Raw genomic sequence first — 14,547 nt, forward strand, 5'->3', positions numbered from 1 at the left:
GCAACACTTAGGGAGCCGGTCCCGCGAATGCGAGACTACTTGGCCTTTTTGGCCTTTTTGGCTTTATCCGTCTGCTCCGCCGGGTCGACCGCAGGCTTGGTCAGGGTGACCGTGCCGCCGGCTTTCTCAACAGAGGCGGCCGCCGGCTTGGAGGCGCCGGCCACGGTGAGGGTGAGCTTGGCTTTGAGCTCGCCGCCGCCGATGACGCGCACGCCGTCCTTGACGCGGCGGATGACGCCGGCCTTGACGAGAGCCTCCGCGGTGATCTCCGACTGGGCGTCCAGCTTGCCCGCGTCGATCGCGGCTTGCAGACGGCCAAGGGTGACCTCGGCGAATTTCGAGCGGTTGGGCTGGTTGAAGCCCCGCTTCGGCAGGCGCTGGTGAAGCGGCATCTGGCCGCCCTCAAAGCCCTTGATCGCCACGCCGGAGCGCGACTTCTGACCTTTGACGCCACGGCCGCCGGTCTTGCCTTTACCGGAACCGATGCCGCGCCCGACGCGCATGCGCGGCTTGGTCGAGCCGTCGTTATCGCGCAATTCGTTCAAGCGCATATTTGTCTCTCCTTGTCAGGAGCGCAGGGTTTCAAGCCCCGGCGCTACTCGACGATCTGGATCAGGTGGGCGACCTTGGCGATCATGCCGCGAACCGACGGCGTGTCTTCAAGCTCGCGCTCTTTGCCGATCCGGCCGAGGCCCAGACCGCGAAGCGTCGCGGACTGATCGGGCGGACGGCGTGTGCTGCTGCCGGTCTGGCGCACGCGTACGGTTTTCTTGCTAGCCATCACGCGCTCTCCTTACGATTCAATCGCTTCAGGGGCGCTGGCGCCGTCCTGGCGGCGGTCGACCAAGTCGGCCACTTTCATGCCGCGCTTGGCGGCGACCGAACGCGGCGAGTTCTGGGCCTTGAGGGCCTCGAACGTCGCACGCACCATGTTGTAGGGGTTCGACGAACCGGTGGACTTGGCCACCACGTCCTGGACGCCGAGGCTTTCCAGAACAGCGCGCATCGGACCGCCGGCGATCACGCCGGTGCCCGGAGGCGCAGCGCGAAGAACCACCTTGCCCGCGCCCCAACGTCCCTTGACGTCGTGGTGCAGGGTGCGGCCCTCGCGCAGCGGCACGCGGACCATCATCTTCTTGGCCTCTTCGGTCGACTTGCGGATGGCTTCGGGCACTTCACGCGCCTTGCCCTGTCCGAAACCGACGCGGCCTTTGCCGTCACCGACCACCGCAAGCGCGGCGAACTGGAAGTTCCGGCCGCCCTTCACGGTCTTGGCGACCCGGTTGATCTGAACGAGCTTGTCGATCAGTTCCGGTTCGTCATTGTCGTCCTTGCGACGCCGGTCGCGACCGCGATTGTCTTCTCGAGCCATGCGTTCGCTCCCTTAGAAACTCAGGCCGCCGTCGCGGGCGGCGTCGGCGAGCGCTTTGATGCGCCCGTGATAGATGTAGCCCCCGCGGTCAAACACGACCTCGGTGAGACCCTTCGCCTTGGCCCGTTCGGCGACCTTGCGGCCGACTTCCTGAGCGGCCGCGACCGTGGCGCCGGAGGCGTCGAGCCCCGGTTCGATCGTGGAGGCCGCCGCCACCGTGACGCCGTTGGCGTCGTCGATGATCTGGGCGTAGATGTGCTTGGAGGAGCGGTGGACCGACAGACGCGGCCGACCGGCTCCCAGTTTGCGAAGCCGGGCGCGGTTGCGAAGCGCGCGGCGGCGCATATGTTCTCGAGGCGTTTTCATAACCGACCCTACTTCTTCTTGCCTTCCTTGCGGCGGACATGCTCGCCGGCGTACTTCACACCCTTGCCCTTGTAAGGCTCGGGCGGACGATAGCCGCGGATCTCCGCTGCGGTCTGACCGACGGCCTGGGCGTCAGGCCCCTCGATCTTGATCTCGGTCGGCTTGGGCGTCGCCAGCGTCACCCCGGAGCGCGGTGTGTACACCACATCGTGGGAGAAGCCGAGCGACAGCTTGAGATCGGTTCCCTGCATCTGAGCGCGGTAACCCACGCCCACCAGCTCCAGGGATTTCTCGAAACCGTTCGTGACGCCGTGGACCATGTTCTTGATGCGCGCACGCGCGGTTCCGAACATCATCTTGGCGGTTTTGGAATTCTCTACCGGCTCGACGCGGATGGCGTTGTCTTCGTGAAGGATGCGCACGCTGGCGGGCGCGGCGAAGGAGAGTTCCCCCTTCGGACCTTTCACGGAAACAAGACCGCCGTTCACCGTCGCGGTGACGCCGGAGGGAATTTCGACAGGCAACTTGCCTAGACGGGACATGCGCCTTCCTTCCCTAACTGACGTGGCAGAGGATTTCCCCGCCGACATTCTTTGCACGGGCGGCGGCGTCGCTCATCACACCCTGGGGGGTGGAGATGATGGCGATGCCGAGCCCGTTCTGAACGAGCGGCAGGTCACGGACTTTACGGTATTCGCGGCGGCCGGGCTTGGAGACGCGCTTGATCTCGGAGATCACCGGCGCACCCTCATAATACTTCAGCTCGATGTCGAACTGCTTGAAGCCTTTGGTGTCGGCGCTTTCCGAATAACCACGGATATACCCTTCGTCGAGCAGCACCTCGAGCACGCGGCCGCGCAGCTTGGAAGCCGGCGTGGACACGGTGGTGCGCTTGCGCATCAGGGCGTTGCGGATGCGGGTCAGCATATCGCCGAGCGGATCGTTCACGGACATGGGTCCTCCTCCCTACCAGCTCGACTTGACCATGCCCGGGATAAGCCCGTGGCTGGCCAGTTGACGCAACGCGATGCGCGACATCTTGAGCTTGCGGTAATATGCGCGCGGGCGGCCGGTGATCAGGCACCGGTTGCGCACACGGGTCGGCGCGGAATTGCGCGGCAGGTCGGCCAGCTTAAGCTGGGCGCCGAAACGCTCTTCCACGGGCTTGGACGTATCGCGGGCGATCGCCTTCAGCGCGGCGCGCTTGGCGGAGTATTTCTCCGACAGGCGTTGACGCTTCAGGTTCCGCTCGACAGCGCTCTTCTTGGCCATTCAATCTTTCTCCTCGCGTGCGCAGCCACCCTGGCTGCGCGTTCCTGCCGCGTTAGCTCGTGAACGGAAAATCGAACTCGGCCAGCAGGGCCTTCGCTTCTTCGTTGGTTTTTGCGGTCGTGGTCACGATGATGTCCATGCCGCGGATGGTATCCACCTTGTCGTAGTCAATTTCGGGGAACACGATCTGTTCTTTCATGCCCATCGCGAAATTGCCCCGGCCGTCAAAGCTCTTGCCGTTGAGCCCGCGGAAGTCGCGCACTCGCGGCAGAGCGATCGTGACCAGGCGATCGATGAATTCGTACATGCGATCCTTGCGAAGGGTGACCTTCGCGCCGATCAGTTGTTCTTCGCGCAGCTTGAAGCCGGCGATCGACTTGGTGGCCTTGGTGGCGACCGGCTTCTGGCCGGAAATCGCCATCAGGTCCGCCAGAGCGCCCTGGATCTTCTTGGAATCCTGAGCGGCCTCGCCGACGCCCATATTGATCACGACCTTGTCCAGGCGCGGGATCTCCATGTCGTTCTTGTAGCCGAACTTCTCTTTCAGCTTCGCGCGGATTTCTTCACGGTACAGCGTCTTGAGGCGCGGTTCGTATGCAGCGACGTCAGCCATCGATCACCTCGCCGGATTTCCTGGAGATGCGAACCTTCTTGCCGTCCCGGACCTCGAAGCCGACACGGGTCGGTTCGCCAGACTTGGGATCGGCCAGCGCCACGTTGGAGACGTGGAGCGGCGCATCCTTCTCTTCAATGCCGCCGGCGTTCGTCTGCGTCGCGCGCTGGTGGCGCTTCACAGTGTTCACGCCGGAGACGACGACCTTGTCTTCCTTGGGCATGACGCGGATGACCTGACCGGTCTTTCCCTTGTCCTTGCCCGCCAGAATGACGACTTTGTCGCCCTTTTTGATCTTCGCAGCCATGGCTTACAGAACCTCCGGCGCGAGCGAGACGATTTTCATGTGCTGCTTGGCGCGCAGTTCACGCGGCACCGGACCGAAGATCCGCGTGCCGATCGGCTCGTTGTTGTTGTTAAGCAGAACGGCCGCGTTGGTGTCGAAGCGGATCACGCTGCCGTCGCGGCGCTTGATGTCGCGCGCAGTGCGCACGACGACCGCGCGGCGGACGTCACCCTTCTTCACACGGCCCTTGGGCGTGGCTTCCTTGACCGAGACGACAATGATGTCGCCAATGCCGGCGTACCGGCGCTTCGCGCCGCCGAGCACCTTGATGCACTGCACGCGGCGGGCCCCGGAATTGTCGGCCACGTCCAGATTGGATTGCATCTGGATCATCGCGGATCCTCCGTTATCAGCGGATCATCCCGAACAGAGCATCATGCTCCGGCCGGAACGACCTCCCACCGCTTGAGCTTCGACTTCGGCGCGCATTCCTGAATCTGGACGCGCTCGCCAACCTTGATCCCGCCAACTTCCGTATGGGCGTGATATTTCTTCGACCGGCGCACCGTCTTGCGAAGCAGGGGGTGAAGGAAGGTGCGCTCGACGCGCACGATCACAGTCTTTTCCTGCTTGTCGCTGACGACGACGCCTTGAAGGATGCGCTTCGGCATGGCCTCAGCTCCCCTGGGTTTGCAGCGCGCGGCGGCGCGAATCCGTTTTGATCCGGGCGATATCCCGGCGGATCTGCTTGAAGCGCGCTGTGTTTTCCAGCTGGCCGGTGGCCGCCTGGAAACGCAGATTGAATTGCTCTTTTTTCAGCTTGAGGAGCTCGTCTGCAAGCTGATCGTCGCTCATGGCGCGAACGTCTTCACCCTTCATCGAACTCTCTCCTACTCGCCCGGCCGGGTCACGACCTTGGTCTTGATCGGCAGCTTGGCGGCGCCGAGGCGCAGCGCTTCGCGCGCGACCTCGTCAGACACCCCGTCGATCTCGAACATGATCCGGCCCGGCTTGACTTTGGCCACCCAGAATTCGGGCGACCCCTTACCTTTACCCATCCGCACTTCGGTCGGTTTCTTGGAAACCGGCAGATCGGGGAAAATCCGAATCCAGACGCGGCCCGCACGCTTCATGTGACGGGTGATCGCGCGGCGCGTAGCTTCGATCTGGCGCGCGGTGACGCGCTCCGGCTCGACCGCCTTCAGGCCATAGGACCCGAAGTTCAGCGTGAAGCCGCCCTTGGCGTTGCCGTGGATCCGGCCCTTGTGCGCCTTGCGGAATTTGGTGCGCTTCGGTTGAAGCATTGTTCTTCTCCCTCGCCCCGCTTAAGCCGCTTGACGTCCCGAACGAGCGCGCTGCTCGCCGGAGTCCATCATGCGCTTCTCCTGCGCCATCGGATCGTGCTCCAGGATCTCGCCCTTGTAGATCCAGACCTTGATCCCGATGATGCCCATCGCGGTCTTGGCTTCGGCGAACCCGTAATCGATGTCGGCGCGCAGCGTGTGAAGCGGCACGGATCCGTCAGCGTACTTCTCAGTACGCGCGATTTCGGCGCCGCCGAGGCGGCCGCCGCACATGATCTTGCAGCCCAGAGCGCCCATGCGCATGGTGGTCTGGAGCGACCGCTTCATGGCGCGGCGGAACGCCACGCGGCGCTCCAGCTGCTGTGCGATCGACTCGGCCACCAGGGTCGCGTCCATCTCCGGCTTGCGGACTTCGACGAGGTTCAGGAACACTTCGCCGTCGACCATCTTGGAGACTTCACGGCGCAGCTTCTCGATATCGGCGCCCTTCTTGCCGATCACCACGCCCGGACGGGCGGTGTGGATGGTGATGCGGCACTTCTTGTGCGGACGCTCGATCACAATACGCGAAACCGAGGCGTTCTTGAGGCGCGCTTTGAGAAACTCGCGGATTTTGATGTCCGCGTGCAAAAGCTCGGCGTATTCCTCGCCCTTGGCGAACCAGCGGCTCTCCCAGGTGCGGTTGATCCCGACACGAAAGCCGATCGGATTAATCTTCTGACCCATTATGCGGCCTCCTCGACTTCACGCACCACGATCGTCAGCTCGGAGAACGGCTTGAGGATCTTGGCGCCACGGCCGCGAGCGCGGGCGCGGAAGCGCTTCATCACAAGGTTCTTGCCGACATAGGCTTCGGACACGACCAGCGAGTCGATGTCGAGGCCGTGATTGTTCTCGGCGTTCGCGATGGCGCTCTCGAGCACCTTCTTGACGTCCTTGGCCGAGCGCTTGCGCGAGAACTCGAGATCGTTCAGAGCGCGCTCGACCTTCTTGCCACGGATCATCGCCGCAACGAGGTTCAGCTTTTGCGGGCTGATGCGAAGCATGCGCAGCTTTGCGCGAGCCTCGTTCTCAGCGACGCGGCGGGGGTTCTTGACCTGGCCCATCGCTACTTCCTCTTGGCTTTCTTGTCCGCAGCGTGACCGTAATAGGTCCGCGTCGGGGCGAATTCACCCAGCTTGTGACCGACCATTTCTTCGGACACGAGCACGGGAATGAATTTGTTGCCGTTGTGAACCTGAAAAGTGAGGCCCACGAACTGCGGCATGACGGTGGACCGGCGCGACCAGGTTTTGATCGCCTGCTTGCGGCCCGCGTCATGCGCGGCGTCGGCTTTCTTCAGGAGGTATCCGTCCACAAACGGACCTTTCCAGACAGAACGAGGCATGAGCCGGTCCCTTAACGTTTCTTGCGCTCGTGGCGCGAGCGGATGATGAACTTATCGGTCGACTTGTTACGGCGGGTCTTGCGGCCCTTGGTGGGCTTGCCCCACGGCGTGACCGGGTGACGGCCGCCCGAGGTGCGGCCTTCGCCGCCGCCATGCGGGTGATCGACCGGGTTCATGGCGACGCCGCGAACCGCCGGGCGCTTGCCCAGGTGACGGGTGCGGCCGGCCTTGCCCAGATTGATGTTCATGTGGTCGGGGTTGGAAACCGCGCCCACAGTGGCCATGCAATCCTGGTGAACCATGCGAAGCTCCCCGCTCATCAGGCGCACCTGAGCGTAGCCGGCGTCGCGGCCGACCAGCTGAGCGTAGGAGCCGGCGGACCGCGCCACCTGGCCGCCTTTGAGAGGCTTCAGCTCGACATTATGCACGATCGTTCCGACCGGCATCGCCTTGAGCGGCATCGCGTTGCCCGGACGAACCTCGACGCGCTCGCCGGCCAGGATGGTGTCACCCACCGACAGGCGCTGCGGCGCGAGGATGTAGGCGATCTCGCCGTCTTCGTACTTCACCAGCGCGATGAACGCGGTCCGGTTCGGGTCGTACTCGAGACGCTCGACCGTCGCCGGCACGTCGAACTTGCGACGCTTGAAATCGATCTGGCGATAGAGGCGCTTGGCCCCGCCGCCGCGGCGACGCGCGGTGATGCGGCCGGTATTGTTGCGTCCGCCCTTCTTGCGAAGACCCTCGACGAGGGTCTTCTCGGGACGGCCGACATGCAGGTCCGAGCGGTCCACAAGGACCAGGCTGCGGCGGCCCGGCGAGGTCGGCTTGAAAGTCTTCAGAGCCATTATTGCTACTCCTCCTGGCCGCGCTAAAGGCCGGTGGTGACGTCGATGGAGTGGCCCTCTTCGAGGGTCACGACCGCCTTCTTGACGTCGTCACGCTTGCCCGCGATGCCGCGGAACCGCTTGGTTTTACCCTTGAGGCGCAGAGTGTTCACAGCCTTGACTTTGACCTTGAACAATTCCTCGACCGCCTCGGCGATGTCTTTCTTGTTCGCGCTCAGCGGCACACGGAAGACCACCTTGTTCTCCTCGGAGAGCAGGGTCGACTTCTCGGTGATGACCGGCGCGATCAGGGTGTCATAGTGCTTGGGCGAGGGCATCACGCGGCCTCCTGCGGCGCGAGCCGCTCGTTGATCTTTTCGATCGCCGCCCTGGTCAGGACCAGGGTGTCGCGGCGCAGAACGTCATAGACGTTCAGGCCTTGCGCCGGCAGCACGTCGATAAGCGGGATATTGCGCGCAGCGCGGGCGAAGTTTTCATCCAGCGTCTCGCCGTCGATGACCAGGGCGTTCTTCAGGCCGAGCTTTTCAAGCCTGGCGATGAGATCCTTGGTCTTCGGCGCGTCGAGGCGGGCCTCGTCGAGCACGATGAGCTGCTTGGCGGCCACCTTCGAAGACAGCGCGTGCATAAGCGCCAGCGCCCGGACCTTCTTGGGAAGCTCGGTGGCGTGGCTGCGAACGCGCGGGCCATGGGCCACGCCGCCGCCGACGAAGATCGGGGCCGAACGCGCACCATGGCGCGCGCCGCCCGTTCCCTTCTGGCGGTACATTTTCTTCTTGGTGCGCTTGATTTCCGAGCGCCCCTTGACCTTGTGCGTGCCGGTCTGGCGGCGAGCCAGCTGCCACTTCACCGCGCGCTGCAGGATGTCGGCGCGGATCTCTTCGATGCCGAAAATGGCGTCGTCGAGATCAACCGATCCGGCCTTGCCGGCGTCCAGCTTGATGACGTCGAGTTTCATTATTCGCTAGCCCCTTCGTTCTGGGCTTCAGCCGCATCGCCAGCCGGGGCGTCCGCGACGGGCGCCGCGTCAGCCGGCGTTTCGGCTTCAAGCAACTTGGCCGGATACGGCAGATCGTCGGCGCGCTTGATCTTCACCGCGTCGCGGATCTCGACCCAGCCGCCGGCCGAACCCGGTACGGCGCCCTTGATCCAGATCAGACCGCGCTCGGCGTCCACGCGCACCACTTCCAGGCTCTGGGTGGTGACGCGCTCGGAGCCGAGATGGCCGGCCATCTTCTTGCCCTTGAACACCTTGCCCGGGTCCTGGCACTGGCCGGTCGAACCATGGGCGCGGTGCGAGATGGACACGCCGTGCGAGGCGCGCATGCCGCCGAAATTCCAGCGCTTCATGGCGCCGGCGAAACCTTTACCGATGGACGTTCCCGCCACATCGACGCGCTGGCCGACGGCGAAGTGTTCCGCCGACAACGACGCGCCGGCCTCCACCAGGGCGTCTTCGCTGACGCGGAACTCCACAAGCTTGCGCTTGGGCTCCACAGAAGCTTTCGCGAAATGGCCGCGAAGCGCCTTCGTGGTGCGCTTGGCCTTCGCCTTGCCCGCGCCCAGCTGGAGCGCGGTGTAACCGTCTTTGTCCATCGTGCGCTGCGCGACGACCTGAAGGCCGTCCAGATGTAGCACGGTCACCGGGACATGGTTGCCGTCTTCAGAGAAGACGCGCGTCATGCCCAGCTTTTTGGCCAGAAGACCGGTGCGCAGTTTTTCAGCCTGTTGCATGGCCTTACGCTCCCAGCTTGATCTCGACGTCGACGCCGGCCGACAGGTCGAGCTTCATGAGCGCGTCCACCGTCTGCGGCGTCGGATCCACGATGTCGAGGACACGCTTGTGCGTGCGGATCTCGAATTGCTCGCGGGATTTCTTGTCAATGTGCGGACCGCGCAGCACCGTGAAGCGCTCGATGCGGGTCGGCAGCGGAATCGGCCCGCGTACATTCGCGCCCGTCCGCTTTGCGGTGGAAACGATCTCGGTCGCGGAGCTGTCAAGCACGCGGTGATCGAACGCCTTTAGGCGAATTCGGATGTTTTGTTGCGCCATCGGTCCGGTCCCAACATGCACAAGAGACGCGACAGGACGGGGACCGCCCCTCGCGAGCTCATGCGTTTTCAAAATATGTTCGCTTCAATGGACTGCGTTCGCACACGGCGCTGCCAGCCCTTCTGAGGTCGCGGTTGATACGCGCTTGGGCGCCGGGCGTCAACACCTTGTCACGCAAATGATAGAGAACAGGCAGCCTTTCCGCAGCGTGCGACCGTCATGGGCCCGCGATCCGACGGATCAGACCGGCACGCGCGCCGCGAACCGGCGGGCGCGGGGCTGAGACCGGCGGAAACCGGCTGCACCCTACCCAATCCTTTCGACGGGGCGGCGAATTCGGCGCTGTCGGCCCGGCTGCACCGGCTGGCGCACGCCCCGGGCGCCGGGACGCCGCGCGCCTGGCGGCGCTGAGCGGGCCCGCGCAGGCGATTCGCCCTCACCCTCCCCTTAAACGAAAACGGCCCGGAGCGTGAGCTCCGGGCCGTCCTGTCTAAAGTCGCCTGCGGTGAGGCGGCTGGCGTCTACTCGAGGATTTTCGAGACCACGCCGGCGCCCACGGTGCGGCCGCCTTCACGGATGGCGAAGCGCAGCTTCTCTTCCATCGCGATCGGGTTGATCAGCTCCACCACCACTTCAACATTGTCGCCCGGCATCACCATCTCGGTGCCCTCTTTCAAGGTCACAACGCCGGTCACGTCCGTCGTGCGGAAGTAGAACTGCGGACGATAGTTGGAGAAGAACGGCGTGTGACGGCCACCCTCTTCCTTCGTCAGGATGTAGGCCTCGGCCTCGAACTTCTTGTGCGGCTTGATCGTGCCCGGCTTGCAGAGAACCTGGCCGCGCTCCACGCCCTCGCGGTCCACGCCGCGAAGCAGCACGCCCACATTGTCGCCAGCCTGGCCCTGGTCGAGCAGCTTGCGGAACATCTCAACGCCCGTGCACGTCGTCTTCACGGTGTCGCGGATGCCCACGATCTCGATCTCTTCGCCCACCTTCACAATGCCGCGCTCGATCCGGCCCGTCACAACCGTGCCCCGGCCCGAGATCGAGAACACGTCCTCGATCGGCAAAAGGAAGTCACGGTCGATGGGACGCTCCGGCGTCGGGATGAACTCGTCCACAGCCGCCATCAGCTCGCGGATCTTCTCCTCGCCGATTTCAGGCTGGGTGCCGTTCATCGCATGCAGCGCAGAGCCGGCGATGATCGGAATGTCGTCGCCCGGAAAATCGTACGAAGACAGAAGTTCGCGAACCTCCATCTCCACAAGCTCCAGAAGCTCGGCGTCGTCCACCTGGTCGACCTTGTTGAGGAACACAACAAGCGCCGGCACGCCCACCTGGCGGGCCAGAAGAATGTGCTCGCGCGTCTGCGGCATGGGGCCGTCAGCCGCGTTCACCACAAGAATCGCGCCGTCCATCTGCGCCGCGCCCGTGATCATGTTCTTCACATAGTCGGCGTGGCCCGGGCAGTCCACGTGGGCGTAGTGACGGTTTTCCGTCTCATACTCCACGTGAGCCGTCGAGATCGTGATCCCGCGCGCCTTCTCTTCAGGCGCGCCGTCAATCTGGTCATACGCACGGAAATCGCCGAAATACTTCGTGATCGCAGCCGTCAGCGTCGTCTTGCCATGGTCCACGTGACCGATCGTGCCAATGTTGGCATGCGGCTTAGACCGTTGAAACTTTTCCTTACCCATCGTCTTATCCTGTCTATGCGCCGGCGCACGCCGGGATGTGGATGATGCTTACGCGATCTTGGCGATCACCTCGTCGGCGACCGCTTGCGGCACCGGCGAGTAGTGATCGAATTGCATGGTGAACTGGGCGCGGCCCTGAGTGCCGGACCGCAGATTGTTCACGTAGCCGAACATGTTGGCCAGCGGCACGAAGGCGTTCACGACCGTGGCGTTGCCGCGCATCTCCTGGTCGCGGATCTGACCGCGGCGGGAGTTGAGGTCGCCGATCACCGAGCCGGTGTATTCGTCCGGGGTGACCACTTCCACCTTCATGATCGGCTCGAGCAGCTTCATCTTGAGCTGGCTCTTGGCCTCTTTCATGGCGGCGCGCGACGCGATCTCAAACGCCAGCACGCTGGAGTCCACGTCGTGGAAGGCGCCGTCGATCAGAGTGGCCTTGAAGTCGATCACCGGGAAGTTGGCCAAAAGGCCGTTCTCGCGGACCGAATTGATGCCCTTCTCGACGCCCGGCACGTATTCCTTGGGAACGCTGCCGCCGACGATCTTGGACTCAAACACATAGCCTTCGCCGGGCTCGCTCGGTTCGAAACGGATCTTGACCCGCGCGAACTGACCGGTGCCGCCGGTTTGTTTCTTGTGCGTGTAGTCGATCTCGTAGGTGGCGCCGATCGTCTCGCGATACGCGACCTGCGGCTGACCCACATTGGCCTCGACCTTGAATTCGCGGCGCATGCGATCCACCAGGATGTCCAGGTGCAGCTCGCCCATGCCGGCGATGATGGTCTGGCCGGATTCCTCGTCGGTGAAGACGCGGAACGACGGGTCTTCGGCCGCCAGGCGCTGCAGCGCAACGCCGAGCTTTTCCTGGTCGCCCTTGGATTTCGGCTCGATGGCGATCTCGATCACAGGCTCGGGGAACTCCATGCGCTCCAGGATCACCGGATGGGCCGGATCACACAGCGTGTCGCCGGTGGTGGTGTCCTTGAGGCCTGCAATGGCGACGATGTCGCCGGCGAACGCTTCCTTGATGTCTTCGCGCGAATTGGAGTGCATGAGCAGCATACGACCCACGCGCTCCTTCTTGTCCTTCACCGTGTTCAGAACCGAGCTGCCGGTGTTGAGCATGCCCGAATAGACGCGGCAGAAGGTCAACGAGCCCACGAACGGATCGTTCATGATCTTGAAGGCCAGCATGGACAGCGGCGAAGCGTCGGACGACTGGCGCTCGACTTCCTTCTCGGACTTCGCATCGATGCCCTTGATGTTCAGCACGTCAGTCGGCGCCGGCAGGAAGTCCACGACGGCGTCGAGGAGCGGCTGCACGCCCTTGTTCTTGAATGCGGTTCCGCACAGGATCGGATTGAACGCCAGGGCGATCGTCCCCTTACGCACAAGTTCCTTGATCTTGGCTTCGGTGGGCTCGGTCCCGTCGAGATAGGCTTCCAGAGCCGCCTCGTCCTGCTCCACCGCGGCTTCGATCATGTACTCGCGATACTCGGCGGCCTTGTCGGCCAGCTCCGGGCGAATGTCCTGAATGCGCCATTCCGCGCCGAGATTCTCGGCTTCCCAGATCAGCTCTTTCATCGTGATCAGATCGATGCAGCCCTCATACTCGGTCTCCGAGCCGATGGGCAGCTGCATGCAGAGGGGCTTGGCGTTCAGGCGGTCCTTGATCATCTCCACGCAGCGGTAAAAGTCCGCGCCGAGCTTATCCATCTTGTTGATGAAGATCATGCGCGGGACTTTGTACTTGTCCGCCTGGCGCCACACGGTCTCGGTCTGGGGCTCCACGCCGGCGTTGGCGTCGAGCAGGGCGATGGCGCCGTCGAGCACGCGGAGCGAACGTTCGACTTCAATGGTGAAGTCCACGTGGCCGGGCGTGTCGATGATGTTGAGGCGCTTGCCCTTCCAGAAACAGGTCGTGGCCGCGGAGGTGATCGTGATCCCCCGCTCCTGCTCCTGCTCCATCCAGTCCATGGTCGCGGCGCCGTCGTGGACTTCGCCGATCTTGTGGGATTTGCCGGTGTAGTAGAGAATCCGCTCGGTCGTCGTGGTTTTTCCGGCGTCGATATGCGCCATGATGCCGAAGTTGCGGTAGTCCTCGATTGCGTAATCGCGGGCCATGGGGAGAGTCCTCGTCAGGAGCGGAATTCTAGCGGTGTCTTACCAGCGATAGTGCGCGAAGGCGCGGTTGGCTTCGGCCATCTTGTGCGTGTCTTCACGCTTCTTGACGGATGAGCCGCGATTGGCCGAGGCGTCCATCAGTTCAGCCGCCAGGCGTTCACGCATGGTGTTTTCGTTGCGCTTGCGGGCCGCGGCGGCGAGCCAGCGGATGGCCAGCGCCTTGCGGCGGTCGGGGCGAACCTCGACCGGGACCTGATAGGTCGCGCCACCGACGCGGCGCGAACGCACTTCGATCTCGGGCGCGACGTTTTCAAGCGCGTCATGGAAGACGCGGACAGGCTCGCGCTTGAGCTTGCCCTCGACGATCTCAAGCGCGCCGTAAATGATGCGCTCGGCCGCGGACTTCTTACCGTCGATCATGATGTAGTTCATGAACTTGGTGAGATCGCGATCGTGGTATTTCGCGTCGGGAAGAATCTCGCGCTTCTCTGCGCGGTGACGACGGGACATGAAGGCTGCTCCTTATTTCGGACGCTTGGCGCCGTATTTCGACCGGCGCTGACGGCGGTCCTTGACGCCCTGGGTGTCCAGAACGCCGCGCAGAATGTGGTAACGGACGCCAGGAAGGTCCTTCACGCGGCCCCCGCGGATGAGCACGACGGAGTGCTCCTGCAGGTTATGGCCTTCACCCGGGATGTAGCTCACGACTTCATACCCGTTGGTCAGACGCACCTTGGCCACCTTGCGAAGCGCCGAGTTCGGCTTCTTCGGCGTGGTGGTGTAGACGCGGGTGCAGACGCCGCGGCGCTGCGGGCAAGCCTGAAGGGCCGGCACTTTGTTGCGCTTGGGCTTGTCTTGCCGCGGCTTGCGGATGAGCTGGTTGATCGTAGGCATCAGGCCTCTGTCCGTTCCTGTTTCCCGTTGCGCGACCGACGCAGGTGTCGGAACGCGAAAGACCGACCGGGCGCGACGGCACAAGCCGTTCGTCCGCGGACGGTGTTCAAGGCGTTATGTCACTGTTCCGGGCGACGTCTAGCCATGCCGATACCGGCGAGGCTACGGCTCACCCCCGAAAACGAGCGCGGAACCTACTCATGTGACTCGGTTCCGTCAAGCGGGCTTGCAGAGGCGTTTGACTCAAAGGCCCGTCTGCACGCTTGACGAGCAGCGAGCGCCCATCCAGTCTTTAGAGGGGGCGGGTCCGTTCAGGGACGCGCCGGGCGACCGG

24 protein-coding genes and 1 pseudogene are annotated in these 14,547 nt (G+C 63.7%); all 25 read right to left on the minus strand.

The annotated features are described in order from the left end of the window. Positions 1-35: 35 nt before the first annotated feature. The 25 genes and pseudogenes from rplO to rpsL all read right to left on the minus strand — a co-directional run bounded on the left by rplO (position 36) and on the right by rpsL (position 14,213). Positions 36-551 carry a 50S ribosomal protein L15 gene (gene rplO / locus ACWCOP_RS10025; RefSeq protein WP_478248145.1) on the minus strand — a complete coding sequence of 172 codons (516 nt, stop codon included), beginning with the start codon at positions 549-551 and terminating at the stop codon, positions 36-38. A 44-nt stretch (positions 552-595) separates the two neighbouring features. Continuing rightward, on the minus strand, positions 596-781 hold the full coding sequence (gene rpmD / locus ACWCOP_RS10030) for a 50S ribosomal protein L30 (RefSeq protein WP_478248146.1): 186 nt from the start codon (positions 779-781) through the stop codon (positions 596-598). Positions 782-793: 12 nt separating this feature from the next. After that, positions 794-1,361, minus strand: a pseudogene (gene rpsE, locus ACWCOP_RS10035) (30S ribosomal protein S5); the annotation flags it as partial. A 23-nt stretch (positions 1,362-1,384) separates the two neighbouring features. Further along, positions 1,385-1,738, minus strand: coding sequence for a 50S ribosomal protein L18 (gene rplR, locus ACWCOP_RS10040; RefSeq protein WP_478248147.1), 354 nt, complete (start codon positions 1,736-1,738; stop codon positions 1,385-1,387). Between the two features lie 8 nt (positions 1,739-1,746). After that, on the minus strand, positions 1,747-2,280 hold the full coding sequence (rplF, locus tag ACWCOP_RS10045; RefSeq protein ID WP_478248148.1) for a 50S ribosomal protein L6: 534 nt from the start codon (positions 2,278-2,280) through the stop codon (positions 1,747-1,749). A gap of 13 nt (positions 2,281-2,293) precedes the next feature. After that, complete coding sequence (rpsH, locus tag ACWCOP_RS10050) at positions 2,294-2,692, minus strand: 30S ribosomal protein S8 (RefSeq protein ID WP_478248149.1); 399 nt, start codon at positions 2,690-2,692, stop codon at positions 2,294-2,296. 12 nt (positions 2,693-2,704) lie between these two features. Further along, the gene (rpsN, locus tag ACWCOP_RS10055) at positions 2,705-3,010 is read right to left on the minus strand and encodes a 30S ribosomal protein S14 (protein WP_478248150.1); all 306 of its coding nucleotides are present in this window, start codon (positions 3,008-3,010) and stop codon (positions 2,705-2,707) included. A 52-nt stretch (positions 3,011-3,062) separates the two neighbouring features. Then, on the minus strand, positions 3,063-3,623 hold the full coding sequence (gene rplE, locus ACWCOP_RS10060) for a 50S ribosomal protein L5 (protein WP_478248151.1): 561 nt from the start codon (positions 3,621-3,623) through the stop codon (positions 3,063-3,065). After that, entirely contained in the window at positions 3,616-3,930 is a 315-nt protein-coding gene (gene rplX / locus ACWCOP_RS10065; RefSeq protein WP_478248152.1) for a 50S ribosomal protein L24, read from the minus strand. Before rplX ends, rplE begins: the two co-directional genes overlap by 8 nt. 3 nt (positions 3,931-3,933) lie before the next feature. Then, on the minus strand, positions 3,934-4,302 hold the full coding sequence (gene rplN, locus ACWCOP_RS10070; protein WP_478248153.1) for a 50S ribosomal protein L14: 369 nt from the start codon (positions 4,300-4,302) through the stop codon (positions 3,934-3,936). 41 nt (positions 4,303-4,343) lie between these two features. Then, on the minus strand, positions 4,344-4,580 hold the full coding sequence (gene rpsQ / locus ACWCOP_RS10075; RefSeq protein ID WP_478248154.1) for a 30S ribosomal protein S17: 237 nt from the start codon (positions 4,578-4,580) through the stop codon (positions 4,344-4,346). A 4-nt stretch (positions 4,581-4,584) separates the two neighbouring features. Continuing rightward, positions 4,585-4,788 carry a 50S ribosomal protein L29 gene (rpmC, locus tag ACWCOP_RS10080; protein WP_478248155.1) on the minus strand — a complete coding sequence of 68 codons (204 nt, stop codon included), beginning with the start codon at positions 4,786-4,788 and terminating at the stop codon, positions 4,585-4,587. Between the two features lie 11 nt (positions 4,789-4,799). Continuing rightward, complete coding sequence (gene rplP / locus ACWCOP_RS10085) at positions 4,800-5,213, minus strand: 50S ribosomal protein L16 (protein WP_478248156.1); 414 nt, start codon at positions 5,211-5,213, stop codon at positions 4,800-4,802. 21 nt (positions 5,214-5,234) lie between these two features. Beyond that, a complete protein-coding gene (gene rpsC / locus ACWCOP_RS10090; protein ID WP_478248157.1) occupies positions 5,235-5,939 on the minus strand; it encodes a 30S ribosomal protein S3 in 705 nt (234 codons plus the stop codon). Beyond that, positions 5,939-6,319 (minus strand): 50S ribosomal protein L22, encoded by a 381-nt coding sequence (gene rplV / locus ACWCOP_RS10095; protein WP_478248158.1) that lies wholly within the window; start codon positions 6,317-6,319, stop codon positions 5,939-5,941. The genes rpsC and rplV overlap by 1 nt, the downstream gene beginning before the upstream one ends. Before the next feature lie 2 nt (positions 6,320-6,321). Next, positions 6,322-6,600: a 30S ribosomal protein S19 gene (gene rpsS, locus ACWCOP_RS10100; protein ID WP_478248159.1), complete on the minus strand. Its 279-nt coding sequence runs from the start codon at positions 6,598-6,600 to the stop codon at positions 6,322-6,324. Positions 6,601-6,611: 11 nt separating this feature from the next. Next, a complete protein-coding gene (gene rplB, locus ACWCOP_RS10105) occupies positions 6,612-7,448 on the minus strand; it encodes a 50S ribosomal protein L2 (RefSeq protein ID WP_478248160.1) in 837 nt (278 codons plus the stop codon). 23 nt (positions 7,449-7,471) lie between these two features. Next, positions 7,472-7,765 (minus strand): 50S ribosomal protein L23, encoded by a 294-nt coding sequence (locus ACWCOP_RS10110; RefSeq protein WP_478248161.1) that lies wholly within the window; start codon positions 7,763-7,765, stop codon positions 7,472-7,474. Beyond that, on the minus strand, positions 7,765-8,403 hold the full coding sequence (gene rplD, locus ACWCOP_RS10115; RefSeq protein WP_478248162.1) for a 50S ribosomal protein L4: 639 nt from the start codon (positions 8,401-8,403) through the stop codon (positions 7,765-7,767). The genes ACWCOP_RS10110 and rplD overlap by 1 nt, the downstream gene beginning before the upstream one ends. Beyond that, on the minus strand, positions 8,403-9,161 hold the full coding sequence (gene rplC / locus ACWCOP_RS10120) for a 50S ribosomal protein L3 (RefSeq protein WP_478250678.1): 759 nt from the start codon (positions 9,159-9,161) through the stop codon (positions 8,403-8,405). Before rplC ends, rplD begins: the two co-directional genes overlap by 1 nt. Before the next feature lie 22 nt (positions 9,162-9,183). Further along, on the minus strand, positions 9,184-9,498 hold the full coding sequence (gene rpsJ, locus ACWCOP_RS10125; protein ID WP_478248163.1) for a 30S ribosomal protein S10: 315 nt from the start codon (positions 9,496-9,498) through the stop codon (positions 9,184-9,186). 521 nt (positions 9,499-10,019) lie between these two features. Next, positions 10,020-11,195 carry an elongation factor Tu gene (tuf, locus tag ACWCOP_RS10130; protein WP_478248164.1) on the minus strand — a complete coding sequence of 392 codons (1,176 nt, stop codon included), beginning with the start codon at positions 11,193-11,195 and terminating at the stop codon, positions 10,020-10,022. A gap of 48 nt (positions 11,196-11,243) precedes the next feature. Beyond that, positions 11,244-13,319, minus strand: a complete 2,076-nt coding sequence (gene fusA, locus ACWCOP_RS10135) for an elongation factor G (protein ID WP_478248165.1) — start codon at positions 13,317-13,319, stop codon at positions 11,244-11,246. A gap of 39 nt (positions 13,320-13,358) precedes the next feature. Next, the gene (gene rpsG, locus ACWCOP_RS10140; protein ID WP_478248166.1) at positions 13,359-13,829 is read right to left on the minus strand and encodes a 30S ribosomal protein S7; all 471 of its coding nucleotides are present in this window, start codon (positions 13,827-13,829) and stop codon (positions 13,359-13,361) included. A 12-nt stretch (positions 13,830-13,841) separates the two neighbouring features. Continuing rightward, entirely contained in the window at positions 13,842-14,213 is a 372-nt protein-coding gene (rpsL, locus tag ACWCOP_RS10145; RefSeq protein WP_478248167.1) for a 30S ribosomal protein S12, read from the minus strand. Between the last annotated feature and the right edge of the window lie 334 nt (positions 14,214-14,547).

The organism is Apolloniradiicaulis salifontis, assembly GCF_053756655.1.